This window comes from Bacillus sp. SD075, assembly GCF_017355165.1.
GTDB lineage: Bacteria > Bacillota > Bacilli > Bacillales > DSM-1321 > Peribacillus.
Genome location: NZ_JADILK010000016.1, coordinates 17,518 through 37,599, shown reverse-complemented (window position 1 = coordinate 37,599; position 20,082 = coordinate 17,518). Strand labels below are relative to the sequence as shown.

Here is a 20,082-nt window from a genome sequence, read left to right as displayed (position 1 = left end):
TCCCCAATTTTATTTACTGGCCAAGCTGCATGGATACATACTTCACTTCTAAATATTCATCCATGCCATAGTGTCCGCCTTCCCGGCCTAGACCACTTTCCTTCATTCCTCCAAATGGTGCTTGTGCCGTGGATGGAGCACTGTCATTTATACCGACAATCCCATATTCAAGACCATCCGAATAAGCAACTGCCTTATTTAACGACTCGGTATACACATACGCTGCCAAGCCAAAATTCGTGTTATTGGCTCGATCTACCGCTTCTTGATCGGTTTTGAATGTACTGACTGGCGCAATTGGCCCAAATGTCTCTTCCTGCATGCACAGCATATCATCCGTTACATTGGAAAGTATGGCTGGTGCGATAAAATGGCCTTGCTTTTCATTGACTTTTGAATTTTTATGGATGATGGCCCCTTTACTTGCAGCATCCTCTAATTGAAGCTGAACCTTTTTCACTGCGGCTCCATCTATCAATGGACCAAGATCGGTTCCTTCCATTCCATTTCCAACCTTCAAATTTAAAACGGCTTCTTCAAATGCGTGTAAAAACGGCTTTTCAATTGTCTCATGGACGAATATCCTGTTCGCACAAATACATGTTTGTCCAGCATTCCTGAATTTCGATTGAATCAAACCTTTTACTGCTTCTTCGATGTTCGCATCCTCAGCAATGATGAACGGAGCCAACCCACCGAGTTCAAGCGAGACTTTTTTTACTGTTTCTGCCGCTTTTTTCATTAGATGTTTCCCTACAGGAGTCGAGCCGGTAAATGTGATCTTTTTAACACGTGAATCATTCATCCATACGTCTGACACATCTCCCGGTTTTTGTGTAGTGACAATATTTATCACACCGCCCGGAATGCCTGCTTCATAGGCACTTTCAACCAATAGCAAAGCCGTCAATGGCGTTTGTTCCGCGGGTTTGATGACCACCGTACATCCTGCAGCAAGGGCTGGAGCCACTTTCCTTGTGATCATGGCAGCTGGAAAATTCCACGGAGTTATGGCAGCAACGACACCGACTGCCTGCTTTTGCACTAATATACGCTTTGAAGCAACGGAGGCTGGTATGATTTCCCCATAGTTTCGCTTTGCTTCTTCAGCAAACCATTTCACGAAACTTGAAGCATATTTCATTTCACCTTTCGCCTCGGCCAATGGCTTACCTTGTTCCATTGTCATGATCGTTGTCATTTCATCCAGCCTGTTCTCAATGATCGTGTACCACTTCTCAAGTAATTCCGCCCTATGATGTGCACTGGTTTTCGACCAAGTCAGAAAGGCAGCTTGAGCTGCATCCACAGCAGCCTTTGCCTCTTTTTCGTTGGCGTCCGGAACATAGCCCACAGGCTCCAATGTTGCTGGATTTTCCACTACAAAATGATTCTCCGTATGAATAGCTTCTCCGTCAATATAAATAGGCCATTTTTCCACTACTTTTTTCATCCTGCTTTAATCTCCTCTTCTACTTCTTCTTCATGGTCTGTAAAAGTATTATCGTTTTCACCTTTGAAAAAGTCCTTGCCATATATTAGGGCACATAATAGGATTCCTGCTGCAAAAGCCATTCCAGCACCTTTTATAACAAGGATGGCAGCGACGACCCCTGCAATTCCCAGGTCGCGTTGGCTCTTCGCCTGCATCACGCCGACGCGTACACTGACATATCCTTGAACCAAAAGCGTCAAGGCCAAGGCCACACCGAGAATTGGTTCCACCAAGCTGACTACCGGCAATAAGAATAACCCAGTATTCGTACCCCAACGGAAAGAGCCAGCACCGCCGAAGAAAGAATTCATGGCTTTCTTGCCATTCTTGAACCGTTCCACAACCACGACCTGCATGGCTGCCCACAACGGACCGCACATGGTTATATCAGGTCCGACCAAACTCATGATCACATTGCGGCCACCAAAAATTAAATGCGCTCTGTTTGGATTATAGTCCACTTTTTCATCCTCCCTGACCTCATCGGATTCAGAAAGCAACGCTTTTGTTTTCAGCACATCCCCGAATACGACTAAATAAGTAGCAAAAACAGCTGGAATCGCACTTAAAAAGAAAGTCATGGCAGGAAAACCTAAACCGAAAACAGTATAATCCGACCAAAGGGTAGCAAAATCCGGGCTGCTGAATCCCCATTGAATATCAGGCCATTTTGCTTCTCCAAAAATTGGGGCTACAAAGACCGCAAGCAAAATAGCTGGCAATATCCCTAAATTGCCTATGAATACCCAAGCTTTATTTCTTATTTTTAATTTTCCAAAACTTTTCGAGAAAAGTAGATAAAAGGCAAATCCGATACAAATGCTTATTGTATAAGGAAATAAATCAAACTTTCCACCCACTTCGAAAATGGAAACGACAGCACCAATTCCCGCTCCTAAAATAATGCCTGATTTGATTGCATTCGGAACTAATCTAACGACCTTGCTGGCAAGTCCGGTCATTCCAAGCACTATCGATAAAATTCCTAATGTTAATTGAAACGCAACGAGTGCATAGACCCGATCAGGCCCTTCCGGAAACTGCCCGACAAACAATACAAGCAATGGAACCGCAGGTGTAATCCACCCTGGTATAACTGGGTCACCGAGTAAATGATGTGCTAAGTATAACAATCCATTCAAGACAACGACGGCTAGAGCCACATCAAAAGGCATACCTAGATGGTCTGCAAGCAGTGTAATCGCTCCAAGGTCAACTGCACACATCAATAAGCCTTGAACATAATCAGGCCACTCAAATCGATAATGGACAAATGGCAGTCTAATTTTAAAAGGTCCCGCAGGTATATACGATGTCTCTTCCCCGTAGCGACGGTTTTTCCATTTCATATTGTTTCCCCCACTTAATAGCCATAGGCTGAACGGTATATTTTTTCGATATCCCGAACGTTTAATGCACGGGGATTATTGCGAAGTAAACGGACTTGTTTGATGGCCTCTGCAGCCATTTCACTTAAAGCAGATTCAGGAATGTCAAATTCACTTAGTGACTCAGGTATATCCACGTAACGACATATTCTGGTCATCGCTTCTATAGCTTTATCAGCTGCCTCATCATCATTTAAATGATTGACTTTCTCTCCAAGTGCTTCAGCTATGTCACGGAATCTTTCCAAACATGCAATTTTATTCCACTTCATCACAAATGGGAGTAATAATGAATTGCTGACCCCATGCGATAAATGGAAGCGGCCTCCAAGCGGATATGCTAAGGCATGCACAGCTCCAACACCGGCATTTCCAAAAGCTAACCCTGCCATTAGGCTTCCCGTGATCATGGCTTCCCGTGCTTCCAGATTAGCTGGCGCAGCATAAGCCTTTGGTAAATTTACAGCGATTAATTTCATGGCCCCAATTGCCAAAGCATCCGTAACGGGCGAAGCAAACTTTGAAATATAAGCCTCGACCGCATGAACAAGTGCATCCACTCCACTCGCAGCAGTCACACTTGGCGGGCAAGTCAGTGTCATGACGGGCGATACAATCGCTACATCCGGTAATAGATACGAACTTACGATTCCCTTCTTAACCTGTTCTTTCTTATCCGATAAAATTGAAATATTCGTCACTTCAGAGCCGGTTCCGGCCGTTGTCGGTATGGCAATTAAAGGTAGTCCGGGAACCTCAATTAAGTCCGTACCGAAATAGGTCTCGATGCTACCCGAATTCGTAGCCATGACGGAAGAGGCTTTCGCGATATCCATCGCACTCCCACCACCTACCGCAATCAGCCCATCATGTTTTCCAACCCTGATTGACCGTACACATTGCTCAACGATTTCAATTTCCGGTTCAGGATTCACATCCGAAAAAATACCGTATGCTGAAGAAAGTAAATCCTCCACCTTTTTCACAACCCCAGCATCCACTAAAATTTCATCTGTAACTATCAACGGATTCTTCATCCCTAATCGCTTAACCTCATCAGTCAGCTGTCGTAAAGAATCTGCTCCTGTCACCAATTTGTTAGCCATTGAAAAAATAGAAATATTCATGGTTATCTCCCCTTTCACGCTTTTTACTAATGCAGGAATCATGCCAAAGTGAAAACGCTTAATTTTCAAGGGGGGACAACCTTTTTTCCATGGATAACAATTGAAATAACGAGTAGAAATCAAATCAAAAAACTAATTCGATTCGTTTTCTAATCGAATGTGAAATTTTTTCATTTTTTGCACCAAAGCGCTTTGACTGATATCCAAAAAGATGGCAGCCGCCCGTGTAGTCCCATATTTTTTCATCGCATTCAGGATCAGGGAACGCTCAAGCTCGAAAACGGCTTCCTTCAAAGAATGTGTTGTCGTTTTTTTTGATAAAACCGGCTGGATGAACGATGGTAAATTAGGCAAATCAATCGTATCATCATAAGTCGTGACGACAAGTCGCTCTGCCAGACTCGCAAGCTCTCGTATATTTCCTGGCCACGAATAGTTCGTCAGCCATTCATAGCATTCCGGTGTCATCTTTTTCTTCTCATTATATTTTCCATTGAACTTTTTCAAATACATTTCTAAAAGCGGGATCGTTTCTTCCTTTCGCTGGCGTAAGGGCGGAACTTCAAAGGATACGATATTAAGCCGGTAATATAGATCTTCACGGAACGAACCCTCTTGAACGAGGGAGGCCAAATCGCGATGAGTGGCAGTAATTAACCTGACATCCACTTCTTTCATTTCGGTAGAACCCACTCTCATAAACTTGTTTTCTTCTACCACTTTCAAAAGTTTTACTTGTAACTCTAAAGGTAAATCCCCAATTTCGTCCAAAAATAACGTGCCACCATTCACTTTCTCGAAAATCCCCATTTTCCCATTCTTAAGGGATCCGGTAAATGCCCCTGGCTCATAGCCAAAAAGTTCAGATTCCACCAAGTTTGCTGGGATGGCTCCGCAATTTATTTCAAGGAAAATTTTTTCCTTCCGCGAGCTTTTGGCGTGTATATACTTGGCAATTAAACTTTTACCTACCCCCGTTTCTCCCTGTAACAAGACCTTCGCATCCGTTTTAGCTACTTTATCAGCCAGCTTGAATAAAGGAGTTGTAGAAGGCCCAATGATTATTTCCTGCAAATTCACCTGTTCCGTGCCAGGCAATAATTGAGAAATAGGTTGGAAAGATAACTTTTGACTGTCGATCGTGTACTTCATCCGGATTAATTCAGTAATATCCCTAACACTATTTATGACAAATATGACTTCATTCTGTGGCGATAGAATAGGTGTGGCCGAAACGATAATCTTTCTCCCATTTCTAATTCTTTGTGTCAAAGTAACTTGATTCTTCGTTCGAATGGAGTCTAATGAAGCAGAAACGGATATCATACCTTGCTCAATTAAATAACTCATCGGTTTTCCGATGATTTCCTCTTCTCTTATTCCAGTGATACGCTGATAAGCTTGATTGATAAATAATGTCGTTCCAGCTCCATCCGTGATATACACGCCATCATACAAGGCATTGAATATAACCCTGCATAAATCACTCTCGAAGAATGCTTGAAATTGTTCATAAGGTATTGAGTAATTCCGTAAATTTTGTAGCGGTGCATCCACAGTAATGAAATGAGAAATGGGCTTCGTCAAATCACTCTGCTGCACTGCCGCAGATAAAGCTTCTATTGTCAAAAATCCGATGAAATCTTCTGAATCATCCAAAACTTCCACTTCAGTGCTTCCTATGGGGAAACTAGAAATCGCTTCTTCCACTGTCATATCCGAATAAAACTTTTTCATCAATATCCACTCCTTCCCTGACTGTTCTTTAACATTTGATAGAACGCTTCCTCCTTGATTGGAGAACTCTTTGATAGTCCAGTCTACCTGCTCCCCCTCCATATTAAAGAAAGGCAATGAACATCATTCTTATTAATTTATATGGTGAGCAATATGTAATGTCTTTTCCTTTTTAATGATACTATGTACAACAATCAACGACACCAAGTATAAATGCTACACAGGTAAATTTGCATGGGCATGATACTTTTATCATACCAATGGAGTTTTTTATGCTCAATCCATTTTCACTTATTAAAGGAAAACTCCCCCTTTTATTGCACAGGAAGAAAAACTGAGAAAAAGCTAATTCCCTGGGATTGGTCAACTGTCAGATTTAAGCGTAAGAAACAACTTTTGAGTGCTTTATAGAGTTTCTCGGCAGTTTGAAAAAACCTAATCCGTATTTGGATTAGGTTTCACTATAGTTTTTTTATGACTTGTAAAATCTGATCATTGATTTCCATTCCAGGCACTCGCTTTCCGCGAGTGGGTCGCCCTTGGACGCGCTTTTCCCGCAGAAGCTTCACTCCTTCCTGTTCCAATCTACTTTAACAGTTAGCTAGGATCCCTTTCTCCTACAGTCTTTTTAAATAGAAGGATTAAAACTTGAGGTGATGAGGATGCTTTTTAAACATATTCTACTCATCAAGATCAACTTGAAATGATTGCTTGAGACCAATTGTTTAAGAGAACCTTTTGGTACGTAAAATTGAGGCAGTCATTGATTAACCTTAGGCTAAAATTTCAAAAAGGGTGTGGAATTTTTCACTTCCGCACCCCTTTGAGTTAATTATGGTAAGTTGTTTGTTTTCTCTATATTCTAATGCTTAATTTGGAAACCAGCCGACCGGTTTTACATCGAGATTAATGTTGATTTGTTTAATTTCCTGGTATTCATCCAAGCCGTATTTTCCTAAACTGCGTCCAATTCCGCTCTGTTTGTAACCGCCCCATGGCGCCTCGACATATGTTGGATGATAATCATTTACCCATGTAATGCCTGCCCGCACTTTCTTGATTACGCGTAATCCTTTTGCCCCATCGTTAGTGAAGACGCCGCCTGCAAGGCCGTAGTCTGTATCATTTGCAAGTTTAATAGCTTCTTCTTCATCTTTAAACTTTTGGATGACTACGACTGGACCGAAGATTTCCTCTTGTACGATGCGCATGTCAGGTGTTACTTCGGTGAAGACAGTCGGTGCAATGAAGTATCCTTTGTCAAGACCGTCATCAACAAGACGGTAACCGCCTGCTGCAAGTGTCGCACCTTCCTGTTTGCCGATTTCAATATAGTTCAAAATGCTATTCATTTGCGCTTCGCTGACAATTGCCCCCATATTGCTGTCTTCCGCAAGGCCAGGTCCTACTTTGATTTTATTAGCGCGTTCCACATAGCGTTTTACATATTCATCATAAATGCTTTCTTCAACTAGAATTCGGCTACCCGATGAACATACTTGGCCGGCACCGAAGAAAATCCCGAATAATCCATAATCGACGGCCGTCTCTAAATCCGCATCTGCAAAAACGATGTTAGGCGATTTACCGCCAAGCTCAAGGGAAATTTTCTTTAAGTTGCCCGCGGCCGCTTTCATGATAGAACGGCCAACATCCGTACTTCCTGTAAATGAAACAATGTCAACATCCTTACTTTCTGCAATGGTTTGACCGACAACGGTGCCGCGGCCCATCACCATATTAGCCACACCTTTAGGGATGCCTACTTCCTCTAGGATTTCAAATAATTTCATTGCTGTTACAGGTGTCAATTCAGCCGGTTTATATACAATGGTGTTACCTGCCGCAAGGGCCGGTGCGATTTTCCAGACACTCATTAAAAGAGGGAAATTCCAAGGTACAATCAAACCTGCCACACCTACTGGCTCACGAACAACCATCGCTTGCACGGGAGCAGGAACTTGGTAAGTTTCACCTTCTGGATGAAGGATTAAGCCAGCGTAGTACCGGAAACACGCGGCGGCATCTGCAATATCGAAACCCGCCTCCGCTTTAAGTTTCCCGTTGTCCATTGTTTCAAGAATCGTTAACTCTTCCGCACGTTCATCAATTTTATCCGCGATTTTATATAGGTAGGAAGCACGCTCCTGTGCTGTTAGTCCTGACCAGATTCCACTTTCAAAAGCTGCTTTCGCTACTGAGATTGCATTTTCTGTATCTTCCTTGGTAGCACGCGGAGCCCTTGCAATGACTTCCTGTGTTGCAGGATTAATTACCGGGATTACTTCATTTGAAGATGAGTTCTGCCACTTACCGCCGATGTAATTTTTAAGCTCTAAAACTGCCGTTTCTAAAATTGTCATGTTTTATGCCTCCGGTTTTCATTATTATTTTTTTGACTTTACCTGTACCTATACGGAATCATTAAAGTTTTAAGACAAGTCTGTCGTCCTTCGCACGTGAACAGCAAGTCAGGATTGACTTTCGTGTTTGACGGTTCTCTTCACTAAGGAAGTTATCCCGGTGATCCACTTCACCTTCTGCAACATCTATCTCACAACTTCCGCACCCGCCCACTTTACAAGAATACGGTGCATCGATTCCTTCCCTTAAAAGCGCATCAAGCAGTGTTTCATCCTCTTGAACATGGATGGACCGATCGCTGTCAGTAAGGTCGACAATGAAAGGATCTTGCGGCCCGTCATTTTTTGTCGCAAATAATTCGAAGTGGATCGCGTGTTCCGGATAACCATATGAACTGGCAGCTTTTCGGTACTCTTGTACCATCTCGAGTGGTCCGCAAAAATATACATGTGTGCCAATGCGATGCTCCATCATCGTCTCTGGCAACATTCTGCATTTGTCTCCTGCCTGCGAAAAATAAAAGGTGCATTGATCAGGATATTTGGCTTTCAACAGATCATAAAAAGGACATAATTCCGGTGTGCGTGCTGCATAATGGAGTTCGAAGGTTTGCCCTTCGGAAGCCATGTCTTCCATCATTGCCAGAAATGGGGTGATGCCAATTCCAGCTGCATAAAAAGCATGATGCTTAGCTCGAAAGCTGAGAGGGAAGTTATTTTTAGGGAAACTGACTTCCAACCTGGAATCCACCTTTACATGTTCATGCCAGAAAGCGGAACCTCCACGTGACGTCTCATCACGCCGGATGGAAATTACATATTTTTTACGGTCCCTTGGGTTGCTGATAAGGGAATATTCTCTCTCGAATATCGTATCCCCGTCCGACATGAACGTGGTCAAATGCGAACCGCCTGTAAATGCAGGCAACGGTTTTCCATCAACTGGAATTAACTCGAATTGTTTCACGAATGGCGTTTCTTGAATGATCTTATTTACTTTCATTTGAATATTTCCTACTACCCGCATGATGTTCAGCTCCCTACTTCTTCTTTTCCGATTGGGATGAATGGGTAACCAATATAGCCTTCCCGTACGATTGAATAAAAAGGACCGATTTCAAGACTGGCTCTGCAATGGTCACACTCTGCAATCTCTGCTTCTTCTTCGACTTCCGACACTTCGAAACATTTCATGCAATATACGTAACGTCGTTTAGGCCCGATAATCACCGTCTGGATCTCCGCTTCAGATAGACCAGCTTCCACCCCGAGCGAGAAGGCCATTACGGCATTGTTCCATGCAGCCGCAATATAAAATTGGGTGCCCATCTTTTGAGACAAGATGACTCTCTTAATCTCCTCTTTATTTTCCATTCCATTAATCGTAAGACATTCAAATGGGACTGTACCTGTGATTTCAGAAATGAAACTTTTCGCCTTTTCATATCCAGCTTGATCAGAAATGACGACAAACTTTCTTCGTTCATTCCGAGGAGTAAATTGATTTACGATCGTAATGGATTTATCAAACAATACTGGACTATTGTACACGGACCTATCCTCCTGTTTTTTAATTATCTTCGCTTTTTTGTTTTTCATCAATACGCCTCAAATATTCGACCGATTGCGGAAGAAACGGGGCAATTCCTTTGTATTCAGCCATAGGTTCCGGAATATCCTGCAGTACGCTATATGTCAGATCAAACCACTCCTTGCGCCTTGTTAAATCCCCCAGTGGCAGGAACTGAGTATTCAATACGAATAGAATGGCGTTGCTTCGCGGCATGCGATAAAATTTTTGTTCTTCAACTCGCAAACGAACAAGTTCCCCTGCATTTTCCGGTGTTATCCCAGAGCGCTGCGGTCCCCACACATCCATCGTTTCATAGTTGACATCCCAACGGTCCGCCATCAGGTTCCAGTTAATGCGTGTCCATGGCTTTCCTGGCTCGATGGATAATAAAAACTTACGAACGCGATCTGCCAGTTCATCACCTTTCCGCGATACAAATGGAACAGGTGCGTGGATTTCATCAAAGGACATGCCTTTATTCCAGTTAGCCGAGAAGAGTGCGGCGTATGAAACTTGCCCCACTTCCAGATAGAAATTACTATCTCGATGAACCATTAAAACAAAATCATTGTGGAAATGGCGGCCTATATAATCAAGCGGCTCATTTGGAAGCGTGCTGGCATCGCCATACACAAAAGAATCGGATTCCCCGAAAATGTGGTTCTTGAAAGTCCACTTGTCTCCATCTTTAATGACCTCGAAATGCTCCGGATAGCGATCAGTTGCCATGCCGATAAGCATTTCCAATACTTCCCATTGCATTTCTAATGTGTGTGAAAATGATTGAAACCTTATATGCGGCTGTTCTTGAAGGAGACGACGCTTCGTTTCCACTTGGAGTCTGTATTCTGGTGTAATTTCAATACAGTTAATGTTTGAGAGCCTTTTCAAGTCGTTTGAATAACGATAGTTACCTGATGTGAATGGAAATGGGAATGTAGTTAAATCAGTTGTTTTGAAATCTAAACTTTGTGTAAACATTGAACAATCTCCTCTCGTTTCCTAGATTCTTTAAAGTGCGTTTTTTTCTATTTAGCTTCCTTTAATTCAACGGATGGACGCTCCATGTCAACTTCAAAACGGAAAATATATTTAGATGAAACATAGTAGGTGACTAAAGCGACAAAGTATGTTGGAATTCCGGCAGCTGTATAAAGGAAAAAGTCACTTGCTTCAAAAGTCAATGGATTATAGAGTGCCCAGTAAACGATCGTTCCAATAACCACCGTGAGAACGGCAGATGGATTAATGCCTTTCCAATAAGCATATGAGCCTTGCGTATCATACAAATCCCTTATTGAAATGCGTTGGCGCTTTACGAAAAAGTAATCTGCAACGACAATGCCGCCAAGAACTGCCATAATAAAAGAAATGACAGCAATGAATGAACCAAATGCATCGTAGAACGTTGAGCTTAGGAGTAAGAATATAGTCGGTACGGTTGTACCCATCGCAATCATCCATGACTTTTTCGGGAATACAGTTTTAAAGCTGACAGCTTGTGAGTACATAAGGAAAATGGCTGCACCGACATTCCCTACCGAAAGTAAGATCAAGCCGATGAATCCGCCCCAACTTCCTGCGATGGAAAACATCCAGTCAGAAGGATTAAGTGAACCAGCGACTAATGCTGCAAGGGCCCCAACTAAAGCAGCGATACAGACGATGATTCCATAGCTGTAGAATCCCGCTTTAAATGCGCCTCCTTCTGTTTTAGATAAACGGCTGTATTGGCCAAGGTATGGAAGCCATGAAAAGCCGAGACCGACATTCAATTCCAGGGCTGTCGCGAATGAGCGAGAAGTCGTTTCAAACGGTTCAGAAGGAAGTATATTGGCAACTTTCGTGAATCCCTGTCCAAACAAGACTATTGCGAGAAGGCCAAACATGAGAACCATAAAAACCGGAACGGCTACTGCCGTATATTTTTGAATCGCTACCGGTCCCCTCACCGTTACAAGAAATGCACAGATAAAGAGTAAAATCGAGAAAAACGGCGCTCCCGTTGTTTGGTCTGAGAAAATGGCGGGCATTCCCATCCAATTTGCGCCCTCTGCTAACGCCTGTCCAGACATAAAAAGCGCAATGGAAATGTAGCCGAGAGTCAGAATAAGAAAAACAAAGAAAAAGATATTAGACCCTAGATACCCTAGTGAACTTCGAAACCCTACAAAAGTGTCTATGCCATAACGCGCAAAATAAAGGGTAATGGGAACAATCAACAGCATAGGGAAGGCGTTACCGAATAAAATCGCTGCAAGTGACTGCTTCGCATCAAGCATTGTACCTGTGTATCCACCAGTTAACAGCCCAAAAGATGAGAGGCCAATAACAACCTGAACTAAAATCAAATCCCGAAGATTAAAAATCCGGTCCTTTTTACTTGCCGGTAAAAAGCCAAAGGCCACATCCTTTGAAATGGAGGAATTCTCTTTACTCACACGCTTCTCTCCCAACTATAAAATAATGATTGTATTGCTTGTAAATAAGGCTGTTATAGTTTTGGGTGTTCTAAACAAAACTACTTTAAACAAGTGAATAGACGAGGTAAACGATGATTAAAATCATGAAAAAAATAGAGCCTGTCGCGTCCTTCCATTTCATTTTGTCGATTTTCACGGCATCTTCCTGCTCATACGCATTGATTCGCTCATTCAAATCTGAATATAGGTTTTTAATAAAGGGATCTTCAGAATTGATATTCTGTTGAAACTGATTCTCTTTATTCAAAATAGCCTCTCCCTCCTTTTCAATCATGCATTTTAGTCCCTTCCCTTTACTTTATAGCAATAACCATGCCAATCAGAAACACTATGCTTACAGGGTTTTCAATAGGAAGAATATTCATTTTTGAAACTATTGAACAATTGTGAAATTTCTGTAATATAAAACTAAGAAGTTTAATGAAAGGCAGGTAGACATAAATGGATCACTTCACCTCTGCACTCTTGTCTATTTACGATCAGCTTATTGTGACAGATAATAATGGCACCATACTGAAATCGATCGGAACAGGGAACTCCTTATTCCAAACAGTCAAATCCGCTAATATCGGTGGTTCTATCAAGGATGTGGAACAAGATTTATTTTCTACAAGCTTGGCAGAAGAGGTAATGGGCAAAAATGAAAAAAGATCTTTCATGCAGCCCTCATGGCAGGGTCCAGAGATGCTGATGACGGCGTACCCGATTGAATCTGGGGCATGGGTCTGGGCCTATAAAGAAATGAAAGACTCTTATCCAGATGCATCAGTGAGGCAATTGGGGGCTTTGTCGGAATCAAAGAAGCCATCTTTTCCATTTGTGATCCGCAGTAAACCCATGCTTGATGTTCTTCATAAAATGCACATGGTCTGTGATGTCAGTGCAACCGTCCTATTATTGGGGGAATCCGGTGTAGGGAAGGAAATGGCCGCCAGGGCCATACATAATATGGGTAACAGAAGCGACGGTCCATTTATACCTGTCAATTGCGGCGCCATCCCGGAAAACTTGATTGAAAGCGAACTGTTTGGCTACGTAGAAGGGGCATTTACCAGCGCACGGAAAGACGGTGCCAAAGGGAAATTCACACTGGCCCATAAGGGTATCCTATTCTTGGATGAAGTGGGCGAGTTACCGCTTAACGTACAAGTAAAACTGCTTCGCGTCCTTCAGGAACGCGTGGTCACACCAATAGGAAGTACGACCTCACACCCTGTTGATATTCAAGTGATTGCCGCAACAAATAAATCGCTCGAAAAAATGGTGAAAAAAGGTGAATTTCGAGAAGACTTATATTATCGTCTTCATGTCGTTCCTATCCATCTTCCGCCGCTTAGAAATCGTGTAGATGAAATCCCTCACCTGGTTCAATTTTTTTTACAAAAGTACAATGCACTATACAATCGAAATGTAGCCTTCACACCGGATGCAATCGACTTGCTATGTATCTATCAATGGCCAGGTAACGTGCGTGAACTTGAAAATACAGTTGAGAGGCTTGTGATTACAAGCGGAATACCGGAAGTGGATGTTGCTTTGGTTAAAGAGGTCCTCCCTTTTAAAGGGCCCAAACCCACTTCACTACCTGTTATCGATTTTCTAATGCCTTTGCAGGAAGCAGTCGAACTTGTGGAGGAGCAACTGATCAACATGGCAATGGAACAATACAAATCATTAAAACTAGCGGCAAAGGTATTGGAGGTCAGCCAGCCGACGATGAGCAGGAAATATAAAAAATTACGTAATAAGATTGAAGAGGCACGCTTTTCACCAGTGAATAAACGGGCCATTTTAGAAGAACAAATAAATCAACGGCTTCGTTCCGTTGCCGCTGTAACCGCAGCTATCATTCCAGCTGAAGAGGTTATCAACCTACAAAAAAATATGAACCGGCAAACTTCCTATTCCCAGAAATTAAAACAAAAGCTTACCATGATTCAAGAAAAGGAAGGCGTAATTGAATGGGTCTTTATATTTATCATGACTGAGGATGGACGTCTGATTCACCTCGTTGCAGATAAAGGCTTTGTAATTGAACCGGGGGAAGAATATATCGGTCCCCCGGAAATGGTTAATGTCGCTTACCAGGCGTTTAATGGTAAAGCGGGTGTTACTCCCATATACGAAGACAGGTACGGTGAATGGAAAACAAGCTTTGCGCCAATTATTGATGATGACGGCAATATCGTTGCTATTGTCGGATGCGATTACAGTAAAGCCTATTTTAATTCTGAAATGCAACGACTCCGGAAGCAACTCAATATACATGTTTGATTTCAGGATACAGTCATACAGTTTCAAACCGGTTGGCAACTAAAGTTAAAAAAGAAAAGCTGATACACAAGCCGCCTTGAATGGGCTTATGCAGTCAGCTTTTTCGTTAATTTCTTTCCATGTACATCATGAACGTTATGAAGGAATTAAGCTGGCAAATGAGTGCTCATAAGCCTTTTTGCAGTGAAACCTAAATCACTTTCGCTTTATTCCCTCTTTTTTTCACCAAAAAATAAGCAGTAATCAAGGCAGTAATAGGAATTATCAGGGCTACACCTGTCCCAGCACTAAATATAGTGATCATTTCAGCACTAAATATTTTTGAGTTTACAATTTCTCCAACAGAGTAGGATAAATCCTTAAACCATATAAGCAATGCCAAATAGCCTCCAAAGAAAGCAAAAAATAGTGTATTCGTAGATGTTCCTAAGATATCCCTCCCAATACTTAATCCAAATGTGAATAATTCTTTCTTGCTAATGGATGGATGGTGATGATACATTTCTCGCATGGGAGATGCAATGGCCATGGCTGTATCGATAATCGCGCCAATAGTACTCATAATAATTACTGAAGCTCCAATTTTAACAAAATCTACTCCAATATAAAGGGAAAAGATGCTAAGCTCTTCTATTTCTTCTTCACCGAAACCTTGTATCATCGCATTTTCCGTCACAATGACAATAAAAAAGAGTACAATAACAATCGTGATAATAGTAGAAATGAATGCTGTTTTTGTTGTACTGTTCACTTCGTTAATAAAAAATAAATTAATATAACTAATCACCGTACATGCAATCAATGTTACGATATACGGATCATTATTTGGATTTGTCATAAAAATGATGGTAAAAAGTAACACACCAAAGTTTAGGAACAAAGCAAAAAATGAACGTGCCCCTTTTTTTCCGCCAATCAAGATCATCAATATTAATAGTATAATCGCTAGCAACACTAATACATTCATCTTCTTTCCCTCTTTCGATTAATGAAAAAAATAGAGACATATAGGCCTATTGGAATAGTTAACACGATTCCAATACCACCAGCTAGGGCACGGGCCAATTCCAATGTAAGGTTCATGGTAAGGGTAAATCCCAATGCAGAATCATTTTTCAAATACAATATAATCATAGGTATGGAGCCACTTATATAGGCAAAGAACAAAATATTTGTCATGGTTCCCATTATGTCTTTTCCAATCTCTAATCCTGAAGTTTTAAGTGCTTTTACCGATATGTAGTTATTCTTTTCATACAACCCAAAAATCGAAGAAGACATGGTAATGGCTATATCCATTACGGCTCCTAAAGAACCGATAAATAACCCTGCCATAAACACCATTTTATAAGGACGAGTGATAAATTGCATCTCTTCATATCGAAGTCCATTTTCGGAAGTTAACCACATAACAAGATAAGTGATGAACAGTGATAAAAAAGTCCCTAACAGTGTCGCAATAACCGCTGCATAGGTTTTTTCATTAAAACCGTTAACGAGTAAAAGGGAAAGAACCGTAAATAGAATGATACTTATACTGCATATCAATACCAAACCAATGTCTGATGTATTCAAATAAAAATCTAATGCATATGACAACAATATGGCATTGACTGCCAAACTTATAATTGAAAACAGGCCTTGCTTTTTTCCAACGATAAGTAATGTAAAGATAAAAACCCATGCTACAATCAACACAAATTTATCACGCTTTACGTCTTTTATGGTTCCAGTTAACTCTGAATTTCCTTCTGTTTTCGTATCAATCGAAACAAATAGATCATTTCCAACTCGATATTCTTGATCAAAAGCTCCGGATGAGGAATATTCATTCTTTAAATGAATAAGTTTTCCTTTTTCTTCTCCATTTTGTAATTCGGCTATTATACTCTGGGTAAATAGTCGATCTTCATTTTGATACATATCATTCAATTCAGTTGTATTTTCCAGATTTGTTTTGATGACTTTGGCTATTGGAACTTCATAGAATGTATAATTGTGATGAACAAAGAAAACAGAAGCGACCAAACAAAGTGCTATGACAGCGTACAAAGAAACATGCTTGTAACCCATTTTTTTAAATTTATTTACGATAACATTCAAAATAAAACCTCCAAATATCAGGTGGGCAAAAAGGCAGGGTGGAGCCAGAATTGACTGACTCCACCCTGCCTTACTAGTATTTGATTTATTTATCTTATCATGAATGTCTTTAGTTTGCGAACAAAGTCCGATTTACCTCCTTAACGTCTCCCTCGGTAAAATGGAAAGAAGATATTGAGGTGATATCTCGGAAAAAAGCAGAGATGCCAATGCTGATCATGAAGACACCCTTACCAGTAACAATCAGCTGACCCAATTCACGCATAAATGGACATAGAGTTTTACCAGAGATGTTTTGTCTTAACTCTTTTGTTTTCTACACTTTACTCCATACATATTTTACAAACCACCACTTTGTGTATATATTAAATTAAAATATACTAGCGAGGTCTATATCTAAATATATAATATTCTCATGTCACTATTAGGTGTATCGGCAGGAAAATGCGGATTTACACCTTTAAGGAAAATACAATATAAAAAGCCCAATTTCTCACCATTTAAATTGAGGAATTGGGCTTCTTATAATGAGCCTAATGCTGAAAAACATTGAAATACTTCAGTTGTTAAACGCTTAACTTGTGATACAGTTCACCGTACCTCACTGAACTGCGTTTTTTTAACACAGTACTTCAACGTTAAAACCTCCAGGCGCTTCTACATAGAAAGTATATCTGTGTAAGTGTTTTGGAGGCTTTACCATGAATCCATCATCCTTCAACCGTTGATTGATCCTGTTAACTTGTTCTTCATTTTCTTGTATGAAACCAACATGAAATGTCTTGGGGTATTGTACATCGCTTCCTTTCATTAGTGTCAATATGGATCCATTATCATCTTTCATTGCAGCAAACCCATCTCCTCGACTTCCTGCACATGACAATCCAAAGTATCTTTCTAAAAACTCCCTTGATGCTGTAACATCATTAACTGTTAAATTTATGTGATTGATCTTCATTACTTCCCCCAATTTTAATATTATTGTTTTCTTTCCGTCTCTCGGTAAAAAAGTTATTTCTCCACAGACTCATTGTGATGTCGTTAGTCACTTTGTAATCATGCTTGTTAATTCCCCCTTCCTATTTTGTAAGATATTCCTTCCATTTTGTTAAAATGTAAGTTTTCCCCTTCCGATGCAGTATATAATTATCAAAGTTACTGTAATTTCAAGATTTAAAAAGGCCAACCAGTAAAAACTGGCTAGCCTTTGGTGTAACCCTATTACATTATTTTTTCATTTTCAAAGTTAGTGTTTGACTCTACTTTCTTAGCCAATTTAAATTTATAGAATACTATACAGGCTACCAAAAATCCTATTCCATAAAACAGTCCAACTCGCTGAGTGGGGTCAAAGGCAAGAAATACTAGAATCAGCAAACAAAAGCCTAAACAAAACAACGGGACAAATGGGTAAAATGGTACTATGTATTTTAAATCTTCCGTTTTACCACCCGCTTTTATAAATTTCCTTCTAAACATATATTGCGATAAAGCAATTCCCATCCATGAGATCGTGACGGAAATACCCGCTATGGACATAAGAATCACGAACACAGTATCAGCCGCAATGAAGCTAGTCAATAACGATAGTAGCGAAAAGCATATTGTAAAAAGAAGGGCATTCAAGGGCACTTTCCTTTTGGACAATATACCAAACACCTTAGGTGCCATTCCATCATGAGCCATCGACCAAAGCAAGCGAGTAGATGCATAAAGACATGAATTCCCCACAGATAGAATGGCTGTCAAAATAATGAAATTCATGATACCTGCTGCATAAGGGATTCCCGCTATCTTCATCAGAGTTACAAAAGGGCTTTCCAATAAGCCTAATTCCGAAGAAGGGAATATGGCAGAAAGGATGATAATGGAAGAAATGTAAAAAACAATGATTCTGAATAATACGTTTCGAATGGCTTTAGGGATGTTCTCTTCAGGTTTTTCACTTTCCCCTGCCGCTATCCCTATTAGTTCTGAGCCTTGATAAGAAAATATAACATTCATCATTGTCACAAAGATAATTGTAATGCCACCTACTGGAAAAAGACCAGAAGGAGCCAAATTCTCAAAGAATGGGGTTGGACGATCAGATAAAGAGACGAAACCAAAGATGCCAGCGATTCCTATCAAGATAAACAAAAAAACTGCAACGATTTTTATTCCAGCGAACCAATATTCCGCCTCTGCAAAACCTCTTGTCGTTAATGCATTCAATGTAAATAAAAGCACTATGAAGACAGCACACCAAATCCAGGTAGCACTATGGGGGAACCATTGTTTCATCAATATTCCTGCTGCCGTAAACTCAACTCCTGCAGTTGCGGCTGAACCTACGAAATACATCCACCCTAGAGAGAAACCAGCAGAAGGCCCAATATATTCGGCAGCATATTTTTGGAATGAACCCGTAACCGGCATATGGACGGCTAGCTCGCCAAGGCAGACCATAACCATATACAAAATAAGGCCGCCAGCTAGATAACCGACCAAGGCCCCTCCTGCCCCCGCTTGGTTAATTGTATAGCCTGCATTTAGAAAAAGGCCCGTACCAATTACGCCGCCAAGTGAAAGCATAAATAAATGGCGTCTTTTCATTGAGCGTTGCAGCTGATCATTGTTCTCCAGCCCATACCCCATATAATCACGTCCTTCTCTTATCTATTAGCGTATGCCTTCTCCCAAACCATCTTAGAACCTCAATGAGAGACAACTAAGGCCGCCATCTTGTTTTTGAAATTCCGACATTTCCACTTCAATCACTGTGTATCCCAAATCTTCAATTTTTTTCTTGGTATCCCCAAATCCTTTAGGGACAATAACGCAGTCGTTCATTCTGACGCAGTTACCCGAATATTCCTCCTCCTGTTTTACGGTTATTTGATTGAAGCTAGAAAAAATCTCGTGATTGATGAACTCCCCTGCCACTAATAAATTATTGTCTCCCAGGTAATTGACACCCGTTTTTAAATGAAAGAATTTCTTAAGGGGAATGATGGTTGTATCATAACCATACTTACCCATGATATCTTTGAATTGCAGAGCACCTGCTTCATTTGTTCTAGTTGAAAGGCCCACATAGAAGTGATCTTCAACTTGCATTACATCTCCGCCATCTAACATACCCGGAGATTGAATATATTCGATTGTGTCATAAAATCCCTTTAAAACTTCTTTCATTTCATTAATCTCACCATTCCGGCTTTCTGCACCAGGATTGGTTACAAGGGCACATTTTGGCGTCAATACAGCGGTATCTTCCACAAACGTAGAATCAGGGTATCTCTCATCCGATTCGAGAACGGTCACTTTCACACCGCACCTTTTTAAGGCTTCTACATAAGCTTCGTGTTGTACAAGCGCTTTTTCATAATCCGGGTTTCCTAAATCCGATGTTGTTAAGCCATTTACAAAACTTTTACCAATCTTTCTTACAATCGCGTGTTTAAACATATATACTCCTCCTAAATAGGTAGCTTATTTTTAAAAGATGTGGGTAATTTACCTTTTGAACCATCGTCTTTACATGAAATTTCTTTACA

16 protein-coding genes are annotated in these 20,082 nt (G+C 40.9%); 1 reads left to right on the top strand and 15 read right to left on the bottom strand.

Features of this window, described 5'->3' with window-relative positions; translation table 11 throughout:
* Positions 1–13: 13 nt before the first annotated feature.
* From IOC57_RS13145 to IOC57_RS13100, 10 genes are all read right to left on the bottom strand, one after another.
* Positions 14–1,453, bottom strand: a complete 1,440-nt coding sequence (locus tag IOC57_RS13145) for an NAD-dependent succinate-semialdehyde dehydrogenase (protein WP_207439154.1) — start codon at positions 1,451–1,453, stop codon at positions 14–16.
* Entirely contained in the window at positions 1,450–2,844 is a 1,395-nt protein-coding gene (locus tag IOC57_RS13140; protein WP_207439153.1) for a solute carrier family 23 protein, read from the bottom strand. Before IOC57_RS13140 ends, IOC57_RS13145 begins: the two co-directional genes overlap by 4 nt.
* Positions 2,845–2,858: 14 nt before the next feature.
* Positions 2,859–4,010 carry an iron-containing alcohol dehydrogenase gene (locus IOC57_RS13135; protein ID WP_207439152.1) on the bottom strand — a complete coding sequence of 384 codons (1,152 nt, stop codon included), beginning with the start codon at positions 4,008–4,010 and terminating at the stop codon, positions 2,859–2,861.
* A gap of 132 nt (positions 4,011–4,142) precedes the next feature.
* Positions 4,143–5,747: a sigma-54 interaction domain-containing protein gene (locus tag IOC57_RS13130; protein WP_207439151.1), complete on the bottom strand. Its 1,605-nt coding sequence runs from the start codon at positions 5,745–5,747 to the stop codon at positions 4,143–4,145.
* An 869-nt stretch (positions 5,748–6,616) separates the two neighbouring features.
* Positions 6,617–8,110, bottom strand: a complete 1,494-nt coding sequence (locus IOC57_RS13125; protein ID WP_207439150.1) for an aldehyde dehydrogenase family protein — start codon at positions 8,108–8,110, stop codon at positions 6,617–6,619.
* 61 nt (positions 8,111–8,171) lie between these two features.
* Positions 8,172–9,137: a PDR/VanB family oxidoreductase gene (locus IOC57_RS13120; RefSeq protein WP_286184821.1), complete on the bottom strand. Its 966-nt coding sequence runs from the start codon at positions 9,135–9,137 to the stop codon at positions 8,172–8,174.
* Between the two features lie 5 nt (positions 9,138–9,142).
* On the bottom strand, positions 9,143–9,661 hold the full coding sequence (locus tag IOC57_RS13115; protein ID WP_207439149.1) for a hypothetical protein: 519 nt from the start codon (positions 9,659–9,661) through the stop codon (positions 9,143–9,145).
* Positions 9,662–9,680: 19 nt separating this feature from the next.
* Positions 9,681–10,664 carry a heme-dependent oxidative N-demethylase family protein gene (locus IOC57_RS13110; protein ID WP_207439148.1) on the bottom strand — a complete coding sequence of 328 codons (984 nt, stop codon included), beginning with the start codon at positions 10,662–10,664 and terminating at the stop codon, positions 9,681–9,683.
* 47 nt (positions 10,665–10,711) lie between these two features.
* Complete coding sequence (locus IOC57_RS13105; protein ID WP_207439147.1) at positions 10,712–12,124, bottom strand: purine-cytosine permease family protein; 1,413 nt, start codon at positions 12,122–12,124, stop codon at positions 10,712–10,714.
* A gap of 85 nt (positions 12,125–12,209) precedes the next feature.
* Positions 12,210–12,413 (bottom strand): hypothetical protein, encoded by a 204-nt coding sequence (locus IOC57_RS13100; RefSeq protein WP_141521338.1) that lies wholly within the window; start codon positions 12,411–12,413, stop codon positions 12,210–12,212.
* 194 nt (positions 12,414–12,607) lie between these two features.
* Between IOC57_RS13100 and IOC57_RS13095 the strand changes: the two genes are divergently transcribed.
* Positions 12,608–14,440: a sigma 54-interacting transcriptional regulator gene (locus tag IOC57_RS13095; RefSeq protein ID WP_207439146.1), complete on the top strand. Its 1,833-nt coding sequence runs from the start codon at positions 12,608–12,610 to the stop codon at positions 14,438–14,440.
* 190 nt (positions 14,441–14,630) lie between these two features.
* On the opposite strand, the gene IOC57_RS13090 is transcribed toward IOC57_RS13095, so the two are convergent.
* The 5 genes from IOC57_RS13090 to IOC57_RS13070 form a co-directional block, all read right to left on the bottom strand.
* Positions 14,631–15,407 carry a YibE/F family protein gene (locus tag IOC57_RS13090; RefSeq protein ID WP_207439145.1) on the bottom strand — a complete coding sequence of 259 codons (777 nt, stop codon included), beginning with the start codon at positions 15,405–15,407 and terminating at the stop codon, positions 14,631–14,633.
* A complete protein-coding gene (locus IOC57_RS13085) occupies positions 15,404–16,543 on the bottom strand; it encodes a YibE/F family protein (RefSeq protein WP_396020812.1) in 1,140 nt (379 codons plus the stop codon). Before IOC57_RS13085 ends, IOC57_RS13090 begins: the two co-directional genes overlap by 4 nt.
* Positions 16,544–17,162: 619 nt before the next feature.
* Positions 17,163–17,501 carry a VOC family protein gene (locus IOC57_RS13080; protein WP_207439144.1) on the bottom strand — a complete coding sequence of 113 codons (339 nt, stop codon included), beginning with the start codon at positions 17,499–17,501 and terminating at the stop codon, positions 17,163–17,165.
* Between the two features lie 263 nt (positions 17,502–17,764).
* Complete coding sequence (locus tag IOC57_RS13075; protein WP_207439143.1) at positions 17,765–19,180, bottom strand: amino acid permease; 1,416 nt, start codon at positions 19,178–19,180, stop codon at positions 17,765–17,767.
* 51 nt (positions 19,181–19,231) lie between these two features.
* Positions 19,232–19,993, bottom strand: a complete 762-nt coding sequence (locus IOC57_RS13070) for a dimethylarginine dimethylaminohydrolase family protein (protein ID WP_207439142.1) — start codon at positions 19,991–19,993, stop codon at positions 19,232–19,234.
* Between the last annotated feature and the right edge of the window lie 89 nt (positions 19,994–20,082).

Excerpts from the sequence above, each read along its gene's own strand:
- IOC57_RS13120 (WP_286184821.1), bottom strand. The coding sequence starts at position 9,137 with ATGCGGGTAGTAGGAAATATTCAAATGAAAGTAAATAAGATCATTCAA.
- IOC57_RS13135 (WP_207439152.1), bottom strand. The coding sequence starts at position 4,010 with ATGAATATTTCTATTTTTTCAATGGCTAACAAATTGGTGACAGGAGCA.
- IOC57_RS13095 (WP_207439146.1), top strand. The coding sequence starts at position 12,608 with ATGGATCACTTCACCTCTGCACTCTTGTCTATTTACGATCAGCTTATT.
- IOC57_RS13075 (WP_207439143.1), bottom strand. The coding sequence starts at position 19,180 with ATGGGGTATGGGCTGGAGAACAATGATCAGCTGCAACGCTCAATGAAA.
- IOC57_RS13080 (WP_207439144.1), bottom strand. The coding sequence starts at position 17,501 with ATGAAGATCAATCACATAAATTTAACAGTTAATGATGTTACAGCATCA.
- IOC57_RS13070 (WP_207439142.1), bottom strand. The coding sequence starts at position 19,993 with ATGTTTAAACACGCGATTGTAAGAAAGATTGGTAAAAGTTTTGTAAAT.
- IOC57_RS13090 (WP_207439145.1), bottom strand. The coding sequence starts at position 15,407 with ATGAATGTATTAGTGTTGCTAGCGATTATACTATTAATATTGATGATC.
- IOC57_RS13140 (WP_207439153.1), bottom strand. The coding sequence starts at position 2,844 with ATGAAATGGAAAAACCGTCGCTACGGGGAAGAGACATCGTATATACCT.
- IOC57_RS13130 (WP_207439151.1), bottom strand. The coding sequence starts at position 5,747 with ATGAAAAAGTTTTATTCGGATATGACAGTGGAAGAAGCGATTTCTAGT.
- IOC57_RS13125 (WP_207439150.1), bottom strand. The coding sequence starts at position 8,110 with ATGACAATTTTAGAAACGGCAGTTTTAGAGCTTAAAAATTACATCGGC.
- IOC57_RS13110 (WP_207439148.1), bottom strand. The coding sequence starts at position 10,664 with ATGTTTACACAAAGTTTAGATTTCAAAACAACTGATTTAACTACATTC.
- IOC57_RS13145 (WP_207439154.1), bottom strand. The coding sequence starts at position 1,453 with ATGAAAAAAGTAGTGGAAAAATGGCCTATTTATATTGACGGAGAAGCT.